Annotated in this window: 15 protein-coding genes; 13 read left to right on the top strand and 2 right to left on the bottom strand. The window is 72.4% G+C overall.

Annotation, left to right across the window (positions count from 1 at the left end):
- Positions 1–82 precede the first annotated feature (82 nt).
- From GLX25_RS02785 to GLX25_RS19475, 4 genes are all read left to right on the top strand, one after another.
- Positions 83–310 (top strand): Sp36 family protein, encoded by a 228-nt coding sequence (locus GLX25_RS02785; protein ID WP_155840682.1) that lies wholly within the window; start codon positions 83–85, stop codon positions 308–310.
- Positions 310–780: a RidA family protein gene (locus tag GLX25_RS02780; protein ID WP_155840681.1), complete on the top strand. Its 471-nt coding sequence runs from the start codon at positions 310–312 to the stop codon at positions 778–780. Before GLX25_RS02785 ends, GLX25_RS02780 begins: the two co-directional genes overlap by 1 nt.
- 357 nt (positions 781–1,137) lie before the next feature.
- Entirely contained in the window at positions 1,138–1,908 is a 771-nt protein-coding gene (locus tag GLX25_RS02775) for a hypothetical protein (protein WP_155840680.1), read from the top strand.
- Positions 1,799–2,083, top strand: a complete 285-nt coding sequence (locus tag GLX25_RS19475) for a DUF559 domain-containing protein (protein ID WP_155840679.1) — start codon at positions 1,799–1,801, stop codon at positions 2,081–2,083. The genes GLX25_RS02775 and GLX25_RS19475 overlap by 110 nt, the downstream gene beginning before the upstream one ends.
- 203 nt (positions 2,084–2,286) lie before the next feature.
- On the opposite strand, the gene acs is transcribed toward GLX25_RS19475, so the two are convergent.
- Entirely contained in the window at positions 2,287–4,242 is a 1,956-nt protein-coding gene (gene acs, locus GLX25_RS02765; protein ID WP_155840678.1) for an acetate--CoA ligase, read from the bottom strand.
- 585 nt (positions 4,243–4,827) lie between these two features.
- Between acs and GLX25_RS02760 the strand changes: the two genes are divergently transcribed.
- From GLX25_RS02760 to GLX25_RS02720, 9 genes are all read left to right on the top strand, one after another.
- Positions 4,828–5,928 (top strand): TadA family conjugal transfer-associated ATPase, encoded by a 1,101-nt coding sequence (locus tag GLX25_RS02760; RefSeq protein WP_240898106.1) that lies wholly within the window; start codon positions 4,828–4,830, stop codon positions 5,926–5,928.
- Positions 5,922–6,944 carry a type II secretion system F family protein gene (locus GLX25_RS02755; RefSeq protein WP_155840677.1) on the top strand — a complete coding sequence of 341 codons (1,023 nt, stop codon included), beginning with the start codon at positions 5,922–5,924 and terminating at the stop codon, positions 6,942–6,944. The genes GLX25_RS02760 and GLX25_RS02755 overlap by 7 nt, the downstream gene beginning before the upstream one ends.
- A gap of 58 nt (positions 6,945–7,002) precedes the next feature.
- On the top strand, positions 7,003–7,245 hold the full coding sequence (locus GLX25_RS02750; RefSeq protein ID WP_155840676.1) for a DUF4244 domain-containing protein: 243 nt from the start codon (positions 7,003–7,005) through the stop codon (positions 7,243–7,245).
- Positions 7,246–7,261: 16 nt separating this feature from the next.
- Entirely contained in the window at positions 7,262–7,570 is a 309-nt protein-coding gene (locus GLX25_RS02745; protein ID WP_155840675.1) for a TadE family type IV pilus minor pilin, read from the top strand.
- The gene (locus tag GLX25_RS19100) at positions 7,567–7,950 is read left to right on the top strand and encodes an Rv3654c family TadE-like protein (protein WP_166548382.1); all 384 of its coding nucleotides are present in this window, start codon (positions 7,567–7,569) and stop codon (positions 7,948–7,950) included. The genes GLX25_RS02745 and GLX25_RS19100 overlap by 4 nt, the downstream gene beginning before the upstream one ends.
- Positions 7,951–8,146: 196 nt before the next feature.
- On the top strand, positions 8,147–8,830 hold the full coding sequence (locus tag GLX25_RS02735; protein ID WP_155840673.1) for a GntR family transcriptional regulator: 684 nt from the start codon (positions 8,147–8,149) through the stop codon (positions 8,828–8,830).
- A 119-nt stretch (positions 8,831–8,949) separates the two neighbouring features.
- Complete coding sequence (locus tag GLX25_RS02730; RefSeq protein ID WP_166548381.1) at positions 8,950–10,488, top strand: MmgE/PrpD family protein; 1,539 nt, start codon at positions 8,950–8,952, stop codon at positions 10,486–10,488.
- 8 nt (positions 10,489–10,496) lie between these two features.
- Positions 10,497–11,396, top strand: a complete 900-nt coding sequence (prpB, locus tag GLX25_RS02725; RefSeq protein WP_155840672.1) for a methylisocitrate lyase — start codon at positions 10,497–10,499, stop codon at positions 11,394–11,396.
- 24 nt (positions 11,397–11,420) lie between these two features.
- Entirely contained in the window at positions 11,421–12,554 is a 1,134-nt protein-coding gene (locus tag GLX25_RS02720) for a bifunctional 2-methylcitrate synthase/citrate synthase (RefSeq protein WP_420837636.1), read from the top strand.
- 66 nt (positions 12,555–12,620) lie between these two features.
- Here the strand turns inward: GLX25_RS02720 and GLX25_RS02715 are convergent, their stop codons facing one another.
- A complete protein-coding gene (locus GLX25_RS02715; RefSeq protein WP_155840671.1) occupies positions 12,621–12,854 on the bottom strand; it encodes a hypothetical protein in 234 nt (77 codons plus the stop codon).
- Positions 12,855–12,946 lie beyond the last annotated feature (92 nt).

Below are 12,946 nucleotides of genomic sequence, written 5' to 3'. Positions count from 1 at the left end.
ATCCGGCATGCCGAGGGGCCGCAGCGCCCACGGCCGGCTCGAGCCTCAGGATAGCCGCCCGTTCCGACACCGAGGAGACGCCATGCCCGCATGGGAGTACATCACCACCCCGCTGCTCATCCACAACACCGCCGCGATCCTGAACAACTGGGGCTCCGAGGGCTGGGAGCTGGTGCAGATCGTGCAGGGTCCCGAGGGCGGGCTCGTCGCCTACCTGAAGCGTCCCGTCGGCGGGGAGTCGTCGGCTGCGGCATCCGCCGGCCAGGCCGCGGCCGCTCAGGCCGCCAAGCAGTTCGAGGGCGACGCCTGATGGGCGCCGTCGAGGACCGCCTGGCCGAGCTCGGCGTCGAGCTTCCGGCCGTCGCGGCACCCGTCGCCGCCTACGTCCCCGCCGTGGTCACGGGCAACCTCCTCTTCACGTCGGGCCAGCTGCCGTTCGTCGCGGGCGCCCTGCCCGCGAACGGCAAGGTGGGCGACGGCCACGGCCTCGTGCCCGCCGATGACGCGAAGGCGTACGCGCGGCTGTGCGCGCTGAACGCCCTCGCCGCGGTGAAGGCCGAGCTCGGCTCGCTCGAGCGGGTCACGCGCGTGGTCAAGGTCGTCGGATTCGTGGCATCCGACCCCGCCTTCACCGGTCAGCCGGGCGTGATCAACGGCGCGTCCGAGTTCATCGGCGAGGTGTTCGGGGATGCCGGTCGGCACGCGCGTTCGGCCGTCGGCGTCGCCGTGCTCCCCCTCGACGCGCCCGTCGAGGTCGAGCTCGTCGTCGAGTTCGCGTAGCTCGTCGCGGGCCCCGCACCCGGGCCCGGCGCTCGGCGCCCGCGCCCGCTCCGTGTCGGCCCGCGCGTTCGCCGAGGTCGGATGCCGCGGCCGGAACCTCCGGCCGCGGCATCCGCTCGTCGGGGAGGCGTGTCGGCGAGTCCGCCAGGATGGACGTAGGCCGGACGCCGTCCTGTAGGCCGAGCCTCGGTTGGAGCGACCTGCATTCCGACCCGAGTCCTACGAAGCGAGCCCGATCCGGCGCCGTCCGAAGTCGCAGTGCGACTCGTCCTCCCGCGCAGCGGTCGCCGCCGCTCGGCTCACAGGCGCCGACCGGCCGAACCGTTCCCACGCGGGCGGTTCGCGAGGCTCGTCGACATGACCGTTCGTGCCGAAGACCTCCTGCGTGTGCGATCAGCCCTCGGCGAGTGGAAGATCGCCCATCGGGTCCAGCTCCGCAATGCGGCCGTCTCGCCGCGGCTCGTGCGCGGAGCTCTGCAGGCCGGGATCATTCGTCAGGTCCGACGCGACTGGTTTGCCGACACCGAGTGCAGCGATGCGGTCGTGCACGCGGTCCACGCGGGGGCGACGCTCGCGTGCGTGTCAGCGGCGCCGGTCCATGGGCTGTGGGATCTCGAGGTGCCGGAACTCCACCTGTGCGCCGCGCACAACACACCGCGAATCCTCCGCGACGCGCGGAGCGCGCTGGGCACCGGGCATCGCGAACTCGTCGTGCACTGGACGAGGAGACCCGAGCCGACGCTCGCTCCGAGGGTGCGGGCGGTGATCGTCCCGCTCAAGCGGACCTTGGCCCAGATCGCCGAGTGCCGGCCTCTGGAGGACGCCGTCGCCGTCGTCGACTCCGCGCTGAGGCGGAGGAAGATCGGACTCGACGAACTCCGCCAGGCCGCGGTCGGCCGAACCCGACTCGCGCACGTCCTCACGTACTCGAACGCGCTCGCGGACTCGGGCCTCGAGTCGATCGCTCGGGTGAGACTGGCACTCCGCGGCGTCGACATGGTGCCGCAGGTCGAGCTCGATGGGCACCCCCGTCGACGGACTCATCGGCACACGGCTCGTCATCCAACTCGATGGATACGGTCCGCACTCCTCGCGCGCGCAGCGCAATCGCGACCTCGAGCAGGATGAGCGATTGCGGCGGAGCGGATACATCGTGCTGCGATTCAGCGGGGACCAGGTGCGGTGGAAGTGGCCGATGATCGAGGCCGCTGTCCTCGAGATCGTCGCCGCCGGCAGGCACCTTGCCGCGGTTCCGCGACGGAGATCGGCTCGACCGACGGAAGCGAGCAGGGCCGCCGGATGATTCAGCGGCGGGTTCGTAGGCCGAAGCATCGTTCGTAGGCCGGACGCCCGGAACCGCGTCCTACAAACGGCGATGACGGCCTACGAACGTCAGTCCGCGCACCAACCGAACGACGACGGTGCGCAATCTGACGCGGTCGTCGGGCCCGAGACGACGGATGCCGCGGCCGGAACTCCGGCCGCGGCATCCGCTGTTCGAACGGGTCAGCGCACCTGGGCGCTGATGACCTCCATGATCGACGTGTCGGCGAGGGTCGTCGTGTCGCCGACCTCGCGGCCCTCGGCGAGGTCGCGCAGCAGGCGCCGCATGATCTTGCCCGAGCGCGTCTTCGGCAGCTCGTTGACGATGAAGACCTGCCGCGGGCGTGCGATCGCGCCGATCTGGGTGGCGACGTGCTTGCGCAGCTCTTCGCTGGCCTCGAACGGGTCGGTCGCGTGCGAGACCTGGCTGGCCTTGAGGATCACGAACGCGACCACGGCCTGGCCAGTGGTCTCGTCGGAGGCGCCGACGACGGCGGCCTCGGCGGTCCACGGGTGGGCGACGAGCGACGACTCGATCTCGGCGGTCGACAGGCGGTGGCCCGAGACGTTCATGACGTCGTCGACGCGGCCGAGCAGCCAGATGTCGCCGTCCTCGTCGCGGCGGGCGCCGTCGCCGGCGAAGTACTTGTCGCCGAACTTCTCCCAGTAGGTCTCCTTGAACCGCTCCGGGTCGCCCCAGATGCCGCGCAGCATCGACGGCCACGGCTCGGTCGCCACGAGCAGCCCCCCGCCCTCGCCCTCGACCGCGGTGCCGTCGTCGTCGAGGATGTCGATCGAGATGCCCGGCACGGGTACCTGCGCCGAGCCCGGCTTCAGGTCGGTGACGCCCGGCAGTGCCGAGATCATGATCGCGCCGGTCTCGGTCTGCCACCACGTGTCGACGACCGGGATGGAGCCGCCGCCGATGACGTGGCGGTACCAGATCCACGCCTCGGGGTTGATCGGCTCGCCGACCGAGCCGAGCAGCCGCAGCGTGCGCAGGTTGAACTCGTGCGGGATCTGCCGGCCGAGCTTCATGAACGAGCGGATGGCGGTCGGCGCCGTGTACAGGATTGTGACGCCGTACTTCTCGACGATCTCCCACCAGCGACCCGGGTGCGGCGTGTCGGGCGTGCCCTCGTAGAGCACCTGGGTCGCGCCGTTGGCGAGCGGGCCGTACACGACGTAGGAGTGCCCGGTGATCCAGCCGACGTCGGCCGTGCACCAGTACACGTCGCGCTCGGGGTGCAGGTCGAACACGTTCCGGTGCGTGAACGCCGCCTGCGTGAGGTAGCCGCCCGAGGTGTGCAGGATGCCCTTCGGCTTCCCGGTCGTGCCGGAGGTGTAGAGGATGAAGAGCGGATGCTCCGCCTCGAACCCTTTCGCCTCGTGCTCGTTCGACGCGGTCGCGACCGTCTCGTGCCACCAGAGGTCGCGGTCGGCGTTCCAGTCGACCTCGTTCTCGCCGCGCCTGACGACGAGCACGTTGCGCACGGTGCCGCCCTCGGCCTTGCCGAGTGCCTCGTCCACCACGGGCTTCAGTGGGAACACGCGACCCTTGCGGTAGCCGCCATCCGCTGTGATGACGACGGATGCCTCGGCATCGTCGATGCGCGACGCGAGGCTGTCTGCGCTGAACCCGCCGAAGACGACCGAATGGATGGCGCCGATGCGCGCGCAGGCGAGCATGGCGACGACGGCCTCGGGGATCATGGGGAGGTAGATCGCGACGCGATCCTGCTCGCCGACCCCGAGGTCGGTCAGCGTGTTGGCCGCGCGCTTGACCTCGTCGGTCAGCTCGGCGTACGTGATGTCGCGGGAGTCGCCGGGCTCGCCCTCCCAGTGGATGGCGACGCGGTCGCCGAGGCCGGCCTCGACGTGCCGGTCGAGGCAGTTGACGGCGACGTTGAGCTCACCGTCGTCGAACCACTTCGCGAACGGCGGGTTCGTCCAGTCGAGCGTGCGGGTGAAGGGCTTCTCCCACTGGAGCAGCGTGCGGGCCTGGTCGGCCCAGAACTCGAGCCGGTCTGCGCGAGCGGCGTCGTAGAGGCCCTCGTCGGCGACGGCCTGGGCGGCGAACTCGGGACTCGGGCGGAAGCGCCGGATCTCCTCGAGCGCGTGATCGATCTGCGCGTTCATAGTGGTGCGATCGCTCCTTCGCGAAGTGTTCAGATGACGGGTCGCCTGCCCCACACAGCACCATAGCGCCCGCTCCCCGATGTTTCGCTGCGTGTGTCGCGCATGGAAGGGCCCTGCGGGGCGTACGCTGGGCTGGCGCGAGGGGGCGCGACGGGGCAGGCGTGCAGCCGCTCGAGCCGTTCGTCTCCCGGTGCTCGACCCCCGCGGGGTGCGGAAACCGTCGCTCGCGGTCCGTTTCACCCTCGATTTCCGTCGACATCCGACCAGTCACTGGAGGATCTCGCAGAGATTTCTGTGCGTCCGCACAAATGAGGACAAAAAGTACTTGCGCATGGATCTCCAGCCCATACACTGATGTACGCCCGAACAACTTCGATTCGAGGCCTGCAGCGCTCGCGATTCCCCCCAATCCGTGCGCTGCCGAGGCGGCACCTGTTCCCCCCAATGGGTGCCGCCCCCTTCTTTTAACGCGGCATCCGATGCCGATCGCGCGAGCTCTCCTCCACAACGGCGTGGTGGGGAGCTCGTCTCGTTTCCGCCGTCTCCCGCCGGGAGCCGCTCCGGCACCCGCCTAGCGTCGTGCCCATGCCCGCAGCGTTCGTCCCCGTCCCCTCGTGGGAGAGCGCGGCCGCGCTCGCGTGGGCGCCGCCCGGCTCGAGCGCGGCCGCGCTCGCGTGGGCGCCGCCCGGCTCCGAGCGGATGCATCCGGGAGGCGAGGGGCCGGCAGGCGCGCCGGGTGCTCTCCGAGCGGTGGAGGCGATCGCGCCGGACGTCACCGCGCTCGGCCCCCTCGCGCCGTTCGCCTCGGATCCCGGCGTGACCGACCTCTTCGTGAACGGCGAGCGCGGGCTCTGGATCGATCGGGGCCTCGGACCGGAGCACCACGGCGGATGGCGCGCCGACGAGGGCGAGGTCCGCGCGCTCGCGGTGCACCTCATCGCCAGAGGCGGTCGGCACATCGACGAGGCGACGCCCGCGGTCGACGTCCGCCTCGGCGACGGCATCCGGGTGCATGCGGTGCTCCCGCCGCTGTCGGTCTCCGGCACGCTCCTGTCGGTCCGGGTGCCGCGCGCCGCGGGGTCGAGGCTCGGTGCGCTGGCCCGCAGCGGCATGTTCGACGGGGAGCAGGAGCGTCGGTTGCGCGACGCGGTGACGCAGCGGCGGAACCTCCTCATCACCGGCGCGGGCGGGACGGGCAAGACGACGCTCCTCGGCGCGCTCCTCGCGGAGGCGCCGCCCGGCGATCGCATCGTGCTGCTCGAGGACGTGTCGGAACTCCGGCCTGCGCATCCGCACGTCGTGTCGCTCGAGGCCCGGCAGGCGAACCTCGAGGGCTCCGGGCGCATCGGGCTCGACGTGCTCCTCCGCGAGGCGCTCCGGATGCGGCCGGACCGCCTGGTCGTGGGGGAGTGCCGCGGCCCCGAGCTGCGCGACCTCCTCTCGGCGCTGAACACCGGGCACGACGGCGGGGCCGGCACGCTCCACGCGAACTCGTTGGCCGACGTGCCGGCGCGACTCGAGGCGCTCGGCGCCACGACCGGCATGACCGCCCGGGCGGTCGCGCGTCAGGCGGTGAGCGCGTTCGACGTGATCGTCCACCTGGAGCGCATCGACGGCCGACGGCGCGTGGCCGGCATCGGCGGGTTGCGTCTCGAGGGCGACCGGTTGGAGGTCGAGGCGTGCTGACGCTCCGGATGCCCGTCGTGCCGGCACGGATCCTCGGCCGGCGGCGCGCGGACGACTCGGTCGGTCCCGACCGGGTCGCGGGGATCGCCGAGCGGATGGCCGCGCTGCTGACGGCCGGGCTCGCTCCCGCGACGGCGTGGGCCGCGCTCGACGGATCGACGAACGACGCGGACGGGTCGGCTCGGCCCGCCGCCGCCGCCGCCGACGATGCCGATTCCGCCGATGCCGCGCTGATCGCCCGCGCGGCGCGGGCCGCTGCCGAGGGGAAGCCGGTCGCCGAGGCGATCGGCGCGGCCGGGGCTGCGGGTGCCGCACCCGCGTGGGCGGTGCTCGCGACGGCGTGGTCGGTCGCGGATGCCTCGGGCGCGCCGCTCGCGCGTTGCCTCACGATGATCGCCGCGAGCCTGCGCGACGAGGCCCAGCTCCGCCGGGAGGCCGCCGCACTCCTCGCCGGTCCGGCGGCGAGCGCCCGACTGGTGGCGGCGCTGCCACTGATCGCCGTCGCCTTCGGCGCCCTGCTCGGATTCGACACGCTCGGCGTGCTCCTCGGCGGGCCGATCGGGCTCGCCTGCCTCGTGACCGGATCGGCACTGCTCTGGTGCGGGGCGAGGTGGAACCGGGCGCTCATCCGGCGGGCCGCGGTCGCGCACCCCGCCGCGGGGCTCGAACTCGAGCTGCTCGCGATGGCCCTCTCGAGCGGCGCGTCGGTCGCGAGGGCCGAGCGCATCGTGCTGGAGGCGTCGGCCAGGCACCTTCCCGGATCGATGACGCCCGGAGCGGCGAGTTCCGTGGTCGCGCTCGCCGAGCGCGCCGGCGCACCCGTCGCGGAGCTGCTCCGCGCCGAGGCGGCCCGCATCCGGGGCGCAGCCCGCGCCGAGGGCGCCGCGCGCGCCGCGAGGCTGGGGGTCCGACTGATGCTGCCGCTCGGCTGCTGCGTGCTTCCGGCGTTCGTGCTGCTCGGCGTCGCCCCGCTCATGTTCTCCGTCGTCACGGGCACGCTCGGCGGTGCCGTGTGACGACGTCCCGACTCGTGCCACCGTCGCCGCCGCGTGCGGCTGAGAGAAGGAGTACCCGATGCACCAGTCACGATCCACCGGTGGGCCGTCCCCCGAACGCCGCGCGCTCGGCGCGGCCCGTCGAGGCCTCACGGCGATCGCCCGTCGGCTCGCGGGCGACCGCGGCGCCGCCACCGCCGAGTACGCCGTCGCGACGATGGCCGCCGTCGGCTTCGCCGGGCTCCTCGTCGTCATCCTCCGCGGCGACGAGGTCCGCGGCATCCTCACCGATCTCGTGCGGAATGCGCTCACGGTCGGCTGACCCCGAGCGGGGCAGCGTGACGGCGGAGTTCGCCGTCGCGCTGCCCGCGATCGCCCTCGTGCTGGCCGCCGCGCTCGCCTCGGTGCACGCGGTGGCGCTGCAGGTCCGTCTCGCGGATGCCGCGGCCGACGCGGCCCGAGCGCTGGGTCGCGGCGAGACCGTGGAGGTGGCGGCCGGGATCGCGGGGCGGCACGTCGGCGGGGCGAGCCTCGCGGTCGCCGAGGACGGCGAGTTCGTCTGCGCGACGCTGTCGGCGAGCCCGGGCGGCGTGCTCGCGGCGATCGCACTCCGCGCGGAGTCGTGCGCGATGCGGGGCGGGCTGTGACGGTCCCCGCGCCGACCGGGTCGTGGCGGGCGGGCGGGTCCGACGACGAATCGGGGGCGGCGACGGTCGTCGCCGTGGCGATCCTCGGCGCGGTCGTGGCGCTGGCCATCGGGGTGACGGGTGTGCTCGGGGCATCCGTCGCATCGCAGTCGGCCGCGAACGCGGCGGACGCGTCCGCGCTCGCTGCGGCCGACGCGCTGAGCGGCGCCGTCGCGGGCGAACCATGCGCGCTGGCGGGCGACCTCGCGCGTCGCAACGGCGCGACGCTCGTCGGGTGCCGGGTCGAGGGCGCCGTCGCGGTCGTGTCGGTCGCGGTCGCCCACGGTCCGCTCCGGGCCACGGGGTCGGCACGCGCCGGTCCGCCGGGCTGGGACAGGTGAGACGTCGCTGAGCGCTCACCCGCACCGTTCACGCCCGGCCCGCCGTGTCCCGCGCGTGAGCGCGAGTCGTGTATACACAGATCGGAGTGCGCCGCGCACGATCGCTGCAAACAAGCCGGGATGCTCACCCGCACTTGCAGCGCAGGCGGCGTCCGTGTATACATGAGTCGTCGCCGACGAAGACGGGAGGAACAGCATGCGAGCAGGGGAGCGGGCGTACGACACCCTCCGCGGCGAGATCCTCGACGGCGTGCTCGGCCCGGGCACCGTGCTCCAGGAGGTCGAGCAGTCGGTGCGCCTCGGCGTCAGCCGCACGCCCGTGCGCGAGGCGCTGCGCCGCCTCGCCGCCGACGGCCTCGTCGAGCCGACCGCGCGCGGCACCATCGTGACCGCGATCTCCCGCGCCGACATCGTCGCGCTCTACGAACTCCGCGAGGCGCTCGAGGCTCGCGCGGCCGGCCTCGCGGCGAGACGACGAGCGGATGCCCCGTTCCTCGCGATCCGCGACCGCCTCCACGACGCTCCCCGACTCCTCGCCGAGGGCGAGGCCGGACTCACGCGCTACTTCGAGATCGTCGACGACCTCGACCGGGCCATCGACGAGGCGGCCGCGAACCCGTTCCTCGGCAGCGCGCTCCGGAGCGTCCAGCTCCACTCGGCGCGCATCCGCCGCCTGTCGCGGCACAACCCCGACCGCCTCCGAGCCGCGGCCGGGGAGCACGAGCTCATCGTCGACGCGATCATCGCGGGCGACGCCGAGCTGGCCTCGCACGCGACCCATGTGCACCTGCACCGGAGCCTGACCAACGCGCTCGCGAGTGCGCCCGACGACGACGTCGCCGCGCCGCCCGGCGCCGACGACGGGTCGCGCGTCGCGTGAGCGCGGCATCCGCTCGCCCCCACGACCGCCCGGTCGACACGGGCCCGCCCCGCCGGTCCGCACCGGGCCCGCAGGCAACCTGAACGAACGAAGCGAACACCGAACCGAAAGGCCGAACCGTGCAGCTCCACCACGTGCGCGTCCACCGGAGCGAGGAGAACCTCGCCCGTCCCGACCAGCTCGCCTGGAAGATCGCCGAGGTCGCCGCCGACCCGGTCGAGGTCACCGACGAGGTCGCGGAGATGGTCGTCAACCGCGTCATCGACAACGCCTCGGTCGCCGCGGCATCCCTCACTCGCGACCCGATCATCGCGGCCCGCTCGCAGGCGACCGCGCACCCGGTGTCGGTCGGCGGCGAGGGCGCGACCGTGTTCGGACTCGAGCCCGCGCGCCGCACGAGCCCCGAGTGGGCCGCGTGGGCGAACGGCGTCGCCGTGCGCGAACTCGACTTCCACGACACGTTCCTCGCGGCCGAGTACTCGCACCCGGGCGACAACATCCCCGCGATCGTCGCGGTCGCCCAGCACCTCGCCTCGCAGCGCGGACTCACCGGTCGCGACGTCGTGCGCGGCATCGCCACGGGCTACGAGATCCAGGTCGACCTCGTGAAGGCCATCTCGCTGCACAGGCACAAGATCGACCACGTCGCCCACCTCGGCCCGTCGGCCGCCGCGGGCATCGGCACGCTCCTCGGCCTCGACCCCGAGACGATCTTCCAGGCCATCGGCCAGGCGCTGCACACGACCACCGCGACCCGCCAGTCGCGCAAGGGCGAGATCTCGACGTGGAAGGCGCACGCGCCGGCCTTCGCCGGGAAGATGGCCGTCGAGGCCGTGGACCGCGCGATGCGCGGGCAGACGAGCCCCGTGCCGATCTACGAGGGCGAGGACGGCGTGATCGCCTGGCTCCTCGACGGTCCCGACGCGAGCTACGAGGTGCCGCTGCCCGAGCAGGGCGAGGCGAAGCGCGCCATCCTCGACACCTACACCAAGGAGCACTCGGCCGAGTACCAGGCGCAGGCCCTCATCGACCTCGCGCGCAAGCTCAACCGCGAGCACCCCGAGCTCGTCGCCGACCCGTCGCGCATCGCGAGCGTCGTCATCCACACGTCGCACCACACGCACCATGTGATCGGCTCGGGCGCGAACGACCCGCAGAAGTACGACCCGACCGCGTCGCGCGAGACGCTCGACCACTCGATCCCGTACATCTTCACCGTCGCCCTGCAGGACGGCACCTGGCACCACGTCGACTCGTACGCGCCGGAGCGCGCGGGCCGACCCGACACCGTCGCGCTGTGGCGCACGGTCACGACGGTCGAGGACCCGGAGTGGACGCGTCGCTACCACTCGCTCGACATCGCCGAGAAGGCGTTCGGCGGCCGCGTCGAGATCACGCTGACGGATGGCTCGACCATCGTCGACGAGATCGCCGTCGCCGATGCGCACCCGCTCGGCGCCCGGCCGTTCGGCCGTGAGCAGTACGTCGAGAAGTTCCGCACGCTGGCCGACGGCGTCCTCGAGGCGGCCGAGATCGAGCGCTTCCTCGACGTCGCCCAGCGCCTGCCCGAGCTCGGCCCCGACGAGCTCGGCCGGCTCACGATCATCGCCGCACCCGGCGTGCTCGCCCAGTTCGAGACGCCCCGCGGCATCTTCTAGGAGGACCCATGCTGTACGCCCAGACCACCCCGGCCGACAAGCGCGCGGGCTTCCGCGAGCGCCTCGCGAGCGGCGAGCTGCTGCGCTTCCCCGGCGCGTTCAACCCGCTCTCGGCCCGGCTCATCGAGCGCAAGGGCTTCGACGGCGTCTACATCTCGGGCGCCGTGCTCTCCGCCGACCTCGGCCTGCCCGACATCGGGCTGACGACCCTCACCGAGGTCGCGGGCCGGGCGAAGCAGATCGCGCGGATGACGGAGCTGCCCGCGATCGTCGACGCCGACACCGGCTTCGGCGAGCCCATGAACGTCGCCCGCACCGTGCAGGAGATGGAGGACGCGGGCCTCGCCGGCCTCCACATCGAGGACCAGATCAACCCCAAGCGGTGCGGCCACCTCGACGGCAAGCAGGTCGTCGACGAGCACACGGCGCTGCAGCGCATCCGGGCGGCCGTCGACGCCCGGCGCGACCCGAACTTCCTCGTCATGGCGCGCACCGACATCGCCGCGGTCGACGGCCTCGACGCGGCGATCGACCGCGCCAAGGCGCTCGTCGACGCGGGCGCCGACGCGATCTTCCCCGAGGCGATGCGCTCGCTCGAGGAGTTCGCGGCCATGCGCGCCGCCGTCGACGTGCCGCTGCTGGCCAACATGACCGAATTCGGCAAGAGCGAGCTCTTCACCGTGCAGCAGCTCGCCGACGTCGGCATGAACCTCGTGATCTGGCCGGTCTCGCTCCTCCGCCTCGCGATGGGCGCCGCCGAGCGCGGCCTCGACCAGTTGACGGATGCCGGTGCCCTCACCGGCCTCCTCCCGCAGATGCAGCACCGGGCCGACCTCTACGAGCTCATCGACTACGAGGGCTACAACCACTTCGACACCTCCATCTTCAACTTCACGGTCGCGCGCTGACGCGCGACCTGAGAGGAGCACGACATGACCGACACGATGACCGCCCCGGCGTCCGTGCCCGAGATCCGCAAGGGTCTCGCGGGCGTCGTGGTCGACACGACCGCGATCTCGAAGGTGAACCCCGAGACGAACTCGCTGCTCTACCGCGGGTACCCGGTGCAGCAGCTCGCCGCGACCAAGCGCTTCGAGGAGGTCGCCTACCTGCTCTGGCACGGCGAGCTGCCGGATGCCGCGCAGCTCGCGGAGTTCCGGGCCACCGAGCGTGCCGGCCGTGCGCTGCAGCCGAACGTGAAGTCCGCGATCGACCTGCTGCCGACGACCGCGCACCCGATGGACGTCGTGCGCACTGCCGTGAGCGTGATCGGCGCCTCCGACCCGACCACCGACGACGCGAGCCGCGAGGCGAACCTCGCCAAGTCGATGGCGCTCTTCGCGGCACTTCCCGCGATCGTCGCCTACGACCAGCGTCGCCGGCGCGGTGGGGAGCCCGTGCCGCCGCGCGACGACCTCGACTACTCCGCGAACTTCCTCCACATGTCGTTCGGCGAGGTCCCGGACCAGGTCGTCGTCGACGCGTTCGACGTGTCGATGATCCTCTACGCGGAGCACTCCTTCAACGCGTCGACCTTCACGGCCCGAGTCATCACCTCGACACTCTCCGACCTGTACTCCGCGGTCACCGGCGCCATCGGCGCGCTCAAGGGCCCGCTGCACGGCGGCGCGAACGAGGCCGTGATGCGGATCTTCGACGAGATCGGGGAGGCGGAGAACGTCGTGCCGTGGCTCGACGCCGCGCTCGCCGAGAAGCGCAAGATCATGGGCTTCGGCCACCGCGTGTACAAGAACGGCGACTCGCGCGTGCCGACCATGAAGGCGTCGCTCGACACGCTCATCTCGCACTACGACCGGCCCGACCTCGCCGAGCTGTACGACACGCTCTCGGGCGAGTTCGTCGAGCGCAAGGGCATCCACCCGAACCTCGACTACCCCTCGGGCCCCGCCTACCACCTCATGGGATACGACACCGAGACGTTCACGCCGCTCTTCGTCGCCTCACGGGTCACGGGCTGGACCGCGCACATCATCGAGCAGGCCGCGTCGAACGCGCTCATCCGGCCGCTGTCGCACTACGACGGCGTCGACGAGCGACACGTGTAGCCGCGACGGCACGCGCGCCTGAGGCGTGGCGCACCGACGTGGTGCGTCACGCCTCAGGCATCCGCCTCAGTCGAAGACGGTCTCGATGAAGCGGTACTCGACCGCCGACGGCCGGTCGTCGCCCGGTTCGTCGAACTCGAGCCCCGCTCCTCGGGAGTAGATGTAGTGCTTCCCGCCGTCGCCGGGGAAGCTGATCCTCGGCTGCGGATCGCCGGTGTCGAGGAACCCGGTCGAGACCGTCTTCCCCTCGAGTGGTCCGTCGATCAGCTTGGCGGTGTAGGTGCCGGATGACGTGTCCATGCGGCCATTCTCCACTCGTCCTGCACGGCCGCAAGGGACTTTCCTCCCCGCGTCGCACCGCGCCACGAGGGGTGTCCTCACGGTCGATATGT

It is taken from the genome of Agromyces luteolus, assembly GCF_009729855.1.
Taxonomy (GTDB): domain Bacteria; phylum Actinomycetota; class Actinomycetes; order Actinomycetales; family Microbacteriaceae; genus Agromyces; species Agromyces luteolus.
This window is presented reverse-complemented; position numbering and strand designations above follow the sequence as displayed.

Bases quoted from the DNA above. Each gene is read 5' to 3' on its own strand.
- GLX25_RS02760 (WP_240898106.1), top strand. From the start codon at position 4,828: ATGCCCGCAGCGTTCGTCCCCGTCCCCTCGTGGGAGAGCGCGGCCGCG.
- GLX25_RS02785 (WP_155840682.1), top strand. From the start codon at position 83: ATGCCCGCATGGGAGTACATCACCACCCCGCTGCTCATCCACAACACC.
- GLX25_RS02775 (WP_155840680.1), top strand. From the start codon at position 1,138: ATGACCGTTCGTGCCGAAGACCTCCTGCGTGTGCGATCAGCCCTCGGC.
- GLX25_RS02750 (WP_155840676.1), top strand. From the start codon at position 7,003: ATGCACCAGTCACGATCCACCGGTGGGCCGTCCCCCGAACGCCGCGCG.
- GLX25_RS19475 (WP_155840679.1), top strand. From the start codon at position 1,799: ATGGGCACCCCCGTCGACGGACTCATCGGCACACGGCTCGTCATCCAA.
- GLX25_RS02715 (WP_155840671.1), bottom strand. From the start codon at position 12,854: ATGGACACGTCATCCGGCACCTACACCGCCAAGCTGATCGACGGACCA.
- prpB (WP_155840672.1), top strand. From the start codon at position 10,497: ATGCTGTACGCCCAGACCACCCCGGCCGACAAGCGCGCGGGCTTCCGC.
- GLX25_RS02780 (WP_155840681.1), top strand. From the start codon at position 310: ATGGGCGCCGTCGAGGACCGCCTGGCCGAGCTCGGCGTCGAGCTTCCG.
- GLX25_RS02735 (WP_155840673.1), top strand. From the start codon at position 8,147: ATGCGAGCAGGGGAGCGGGCGTACGACACCCTCCGCGGCGAGATCCTC.
- GLX25_RS02720 (WP_420837636.1), top strand. From the start codon at position 11,421: ATGACCGACACGATGACCGCCCCGGCGTCCGTGCCCGAGATCCGCAAG.
- acs (WP_155840678.1), bottom strand. From the start codon at position 4,242: ATGAACGCGCAGATCGATCACGCGCTCGAGGAGATCCGGCGCTTCCGC.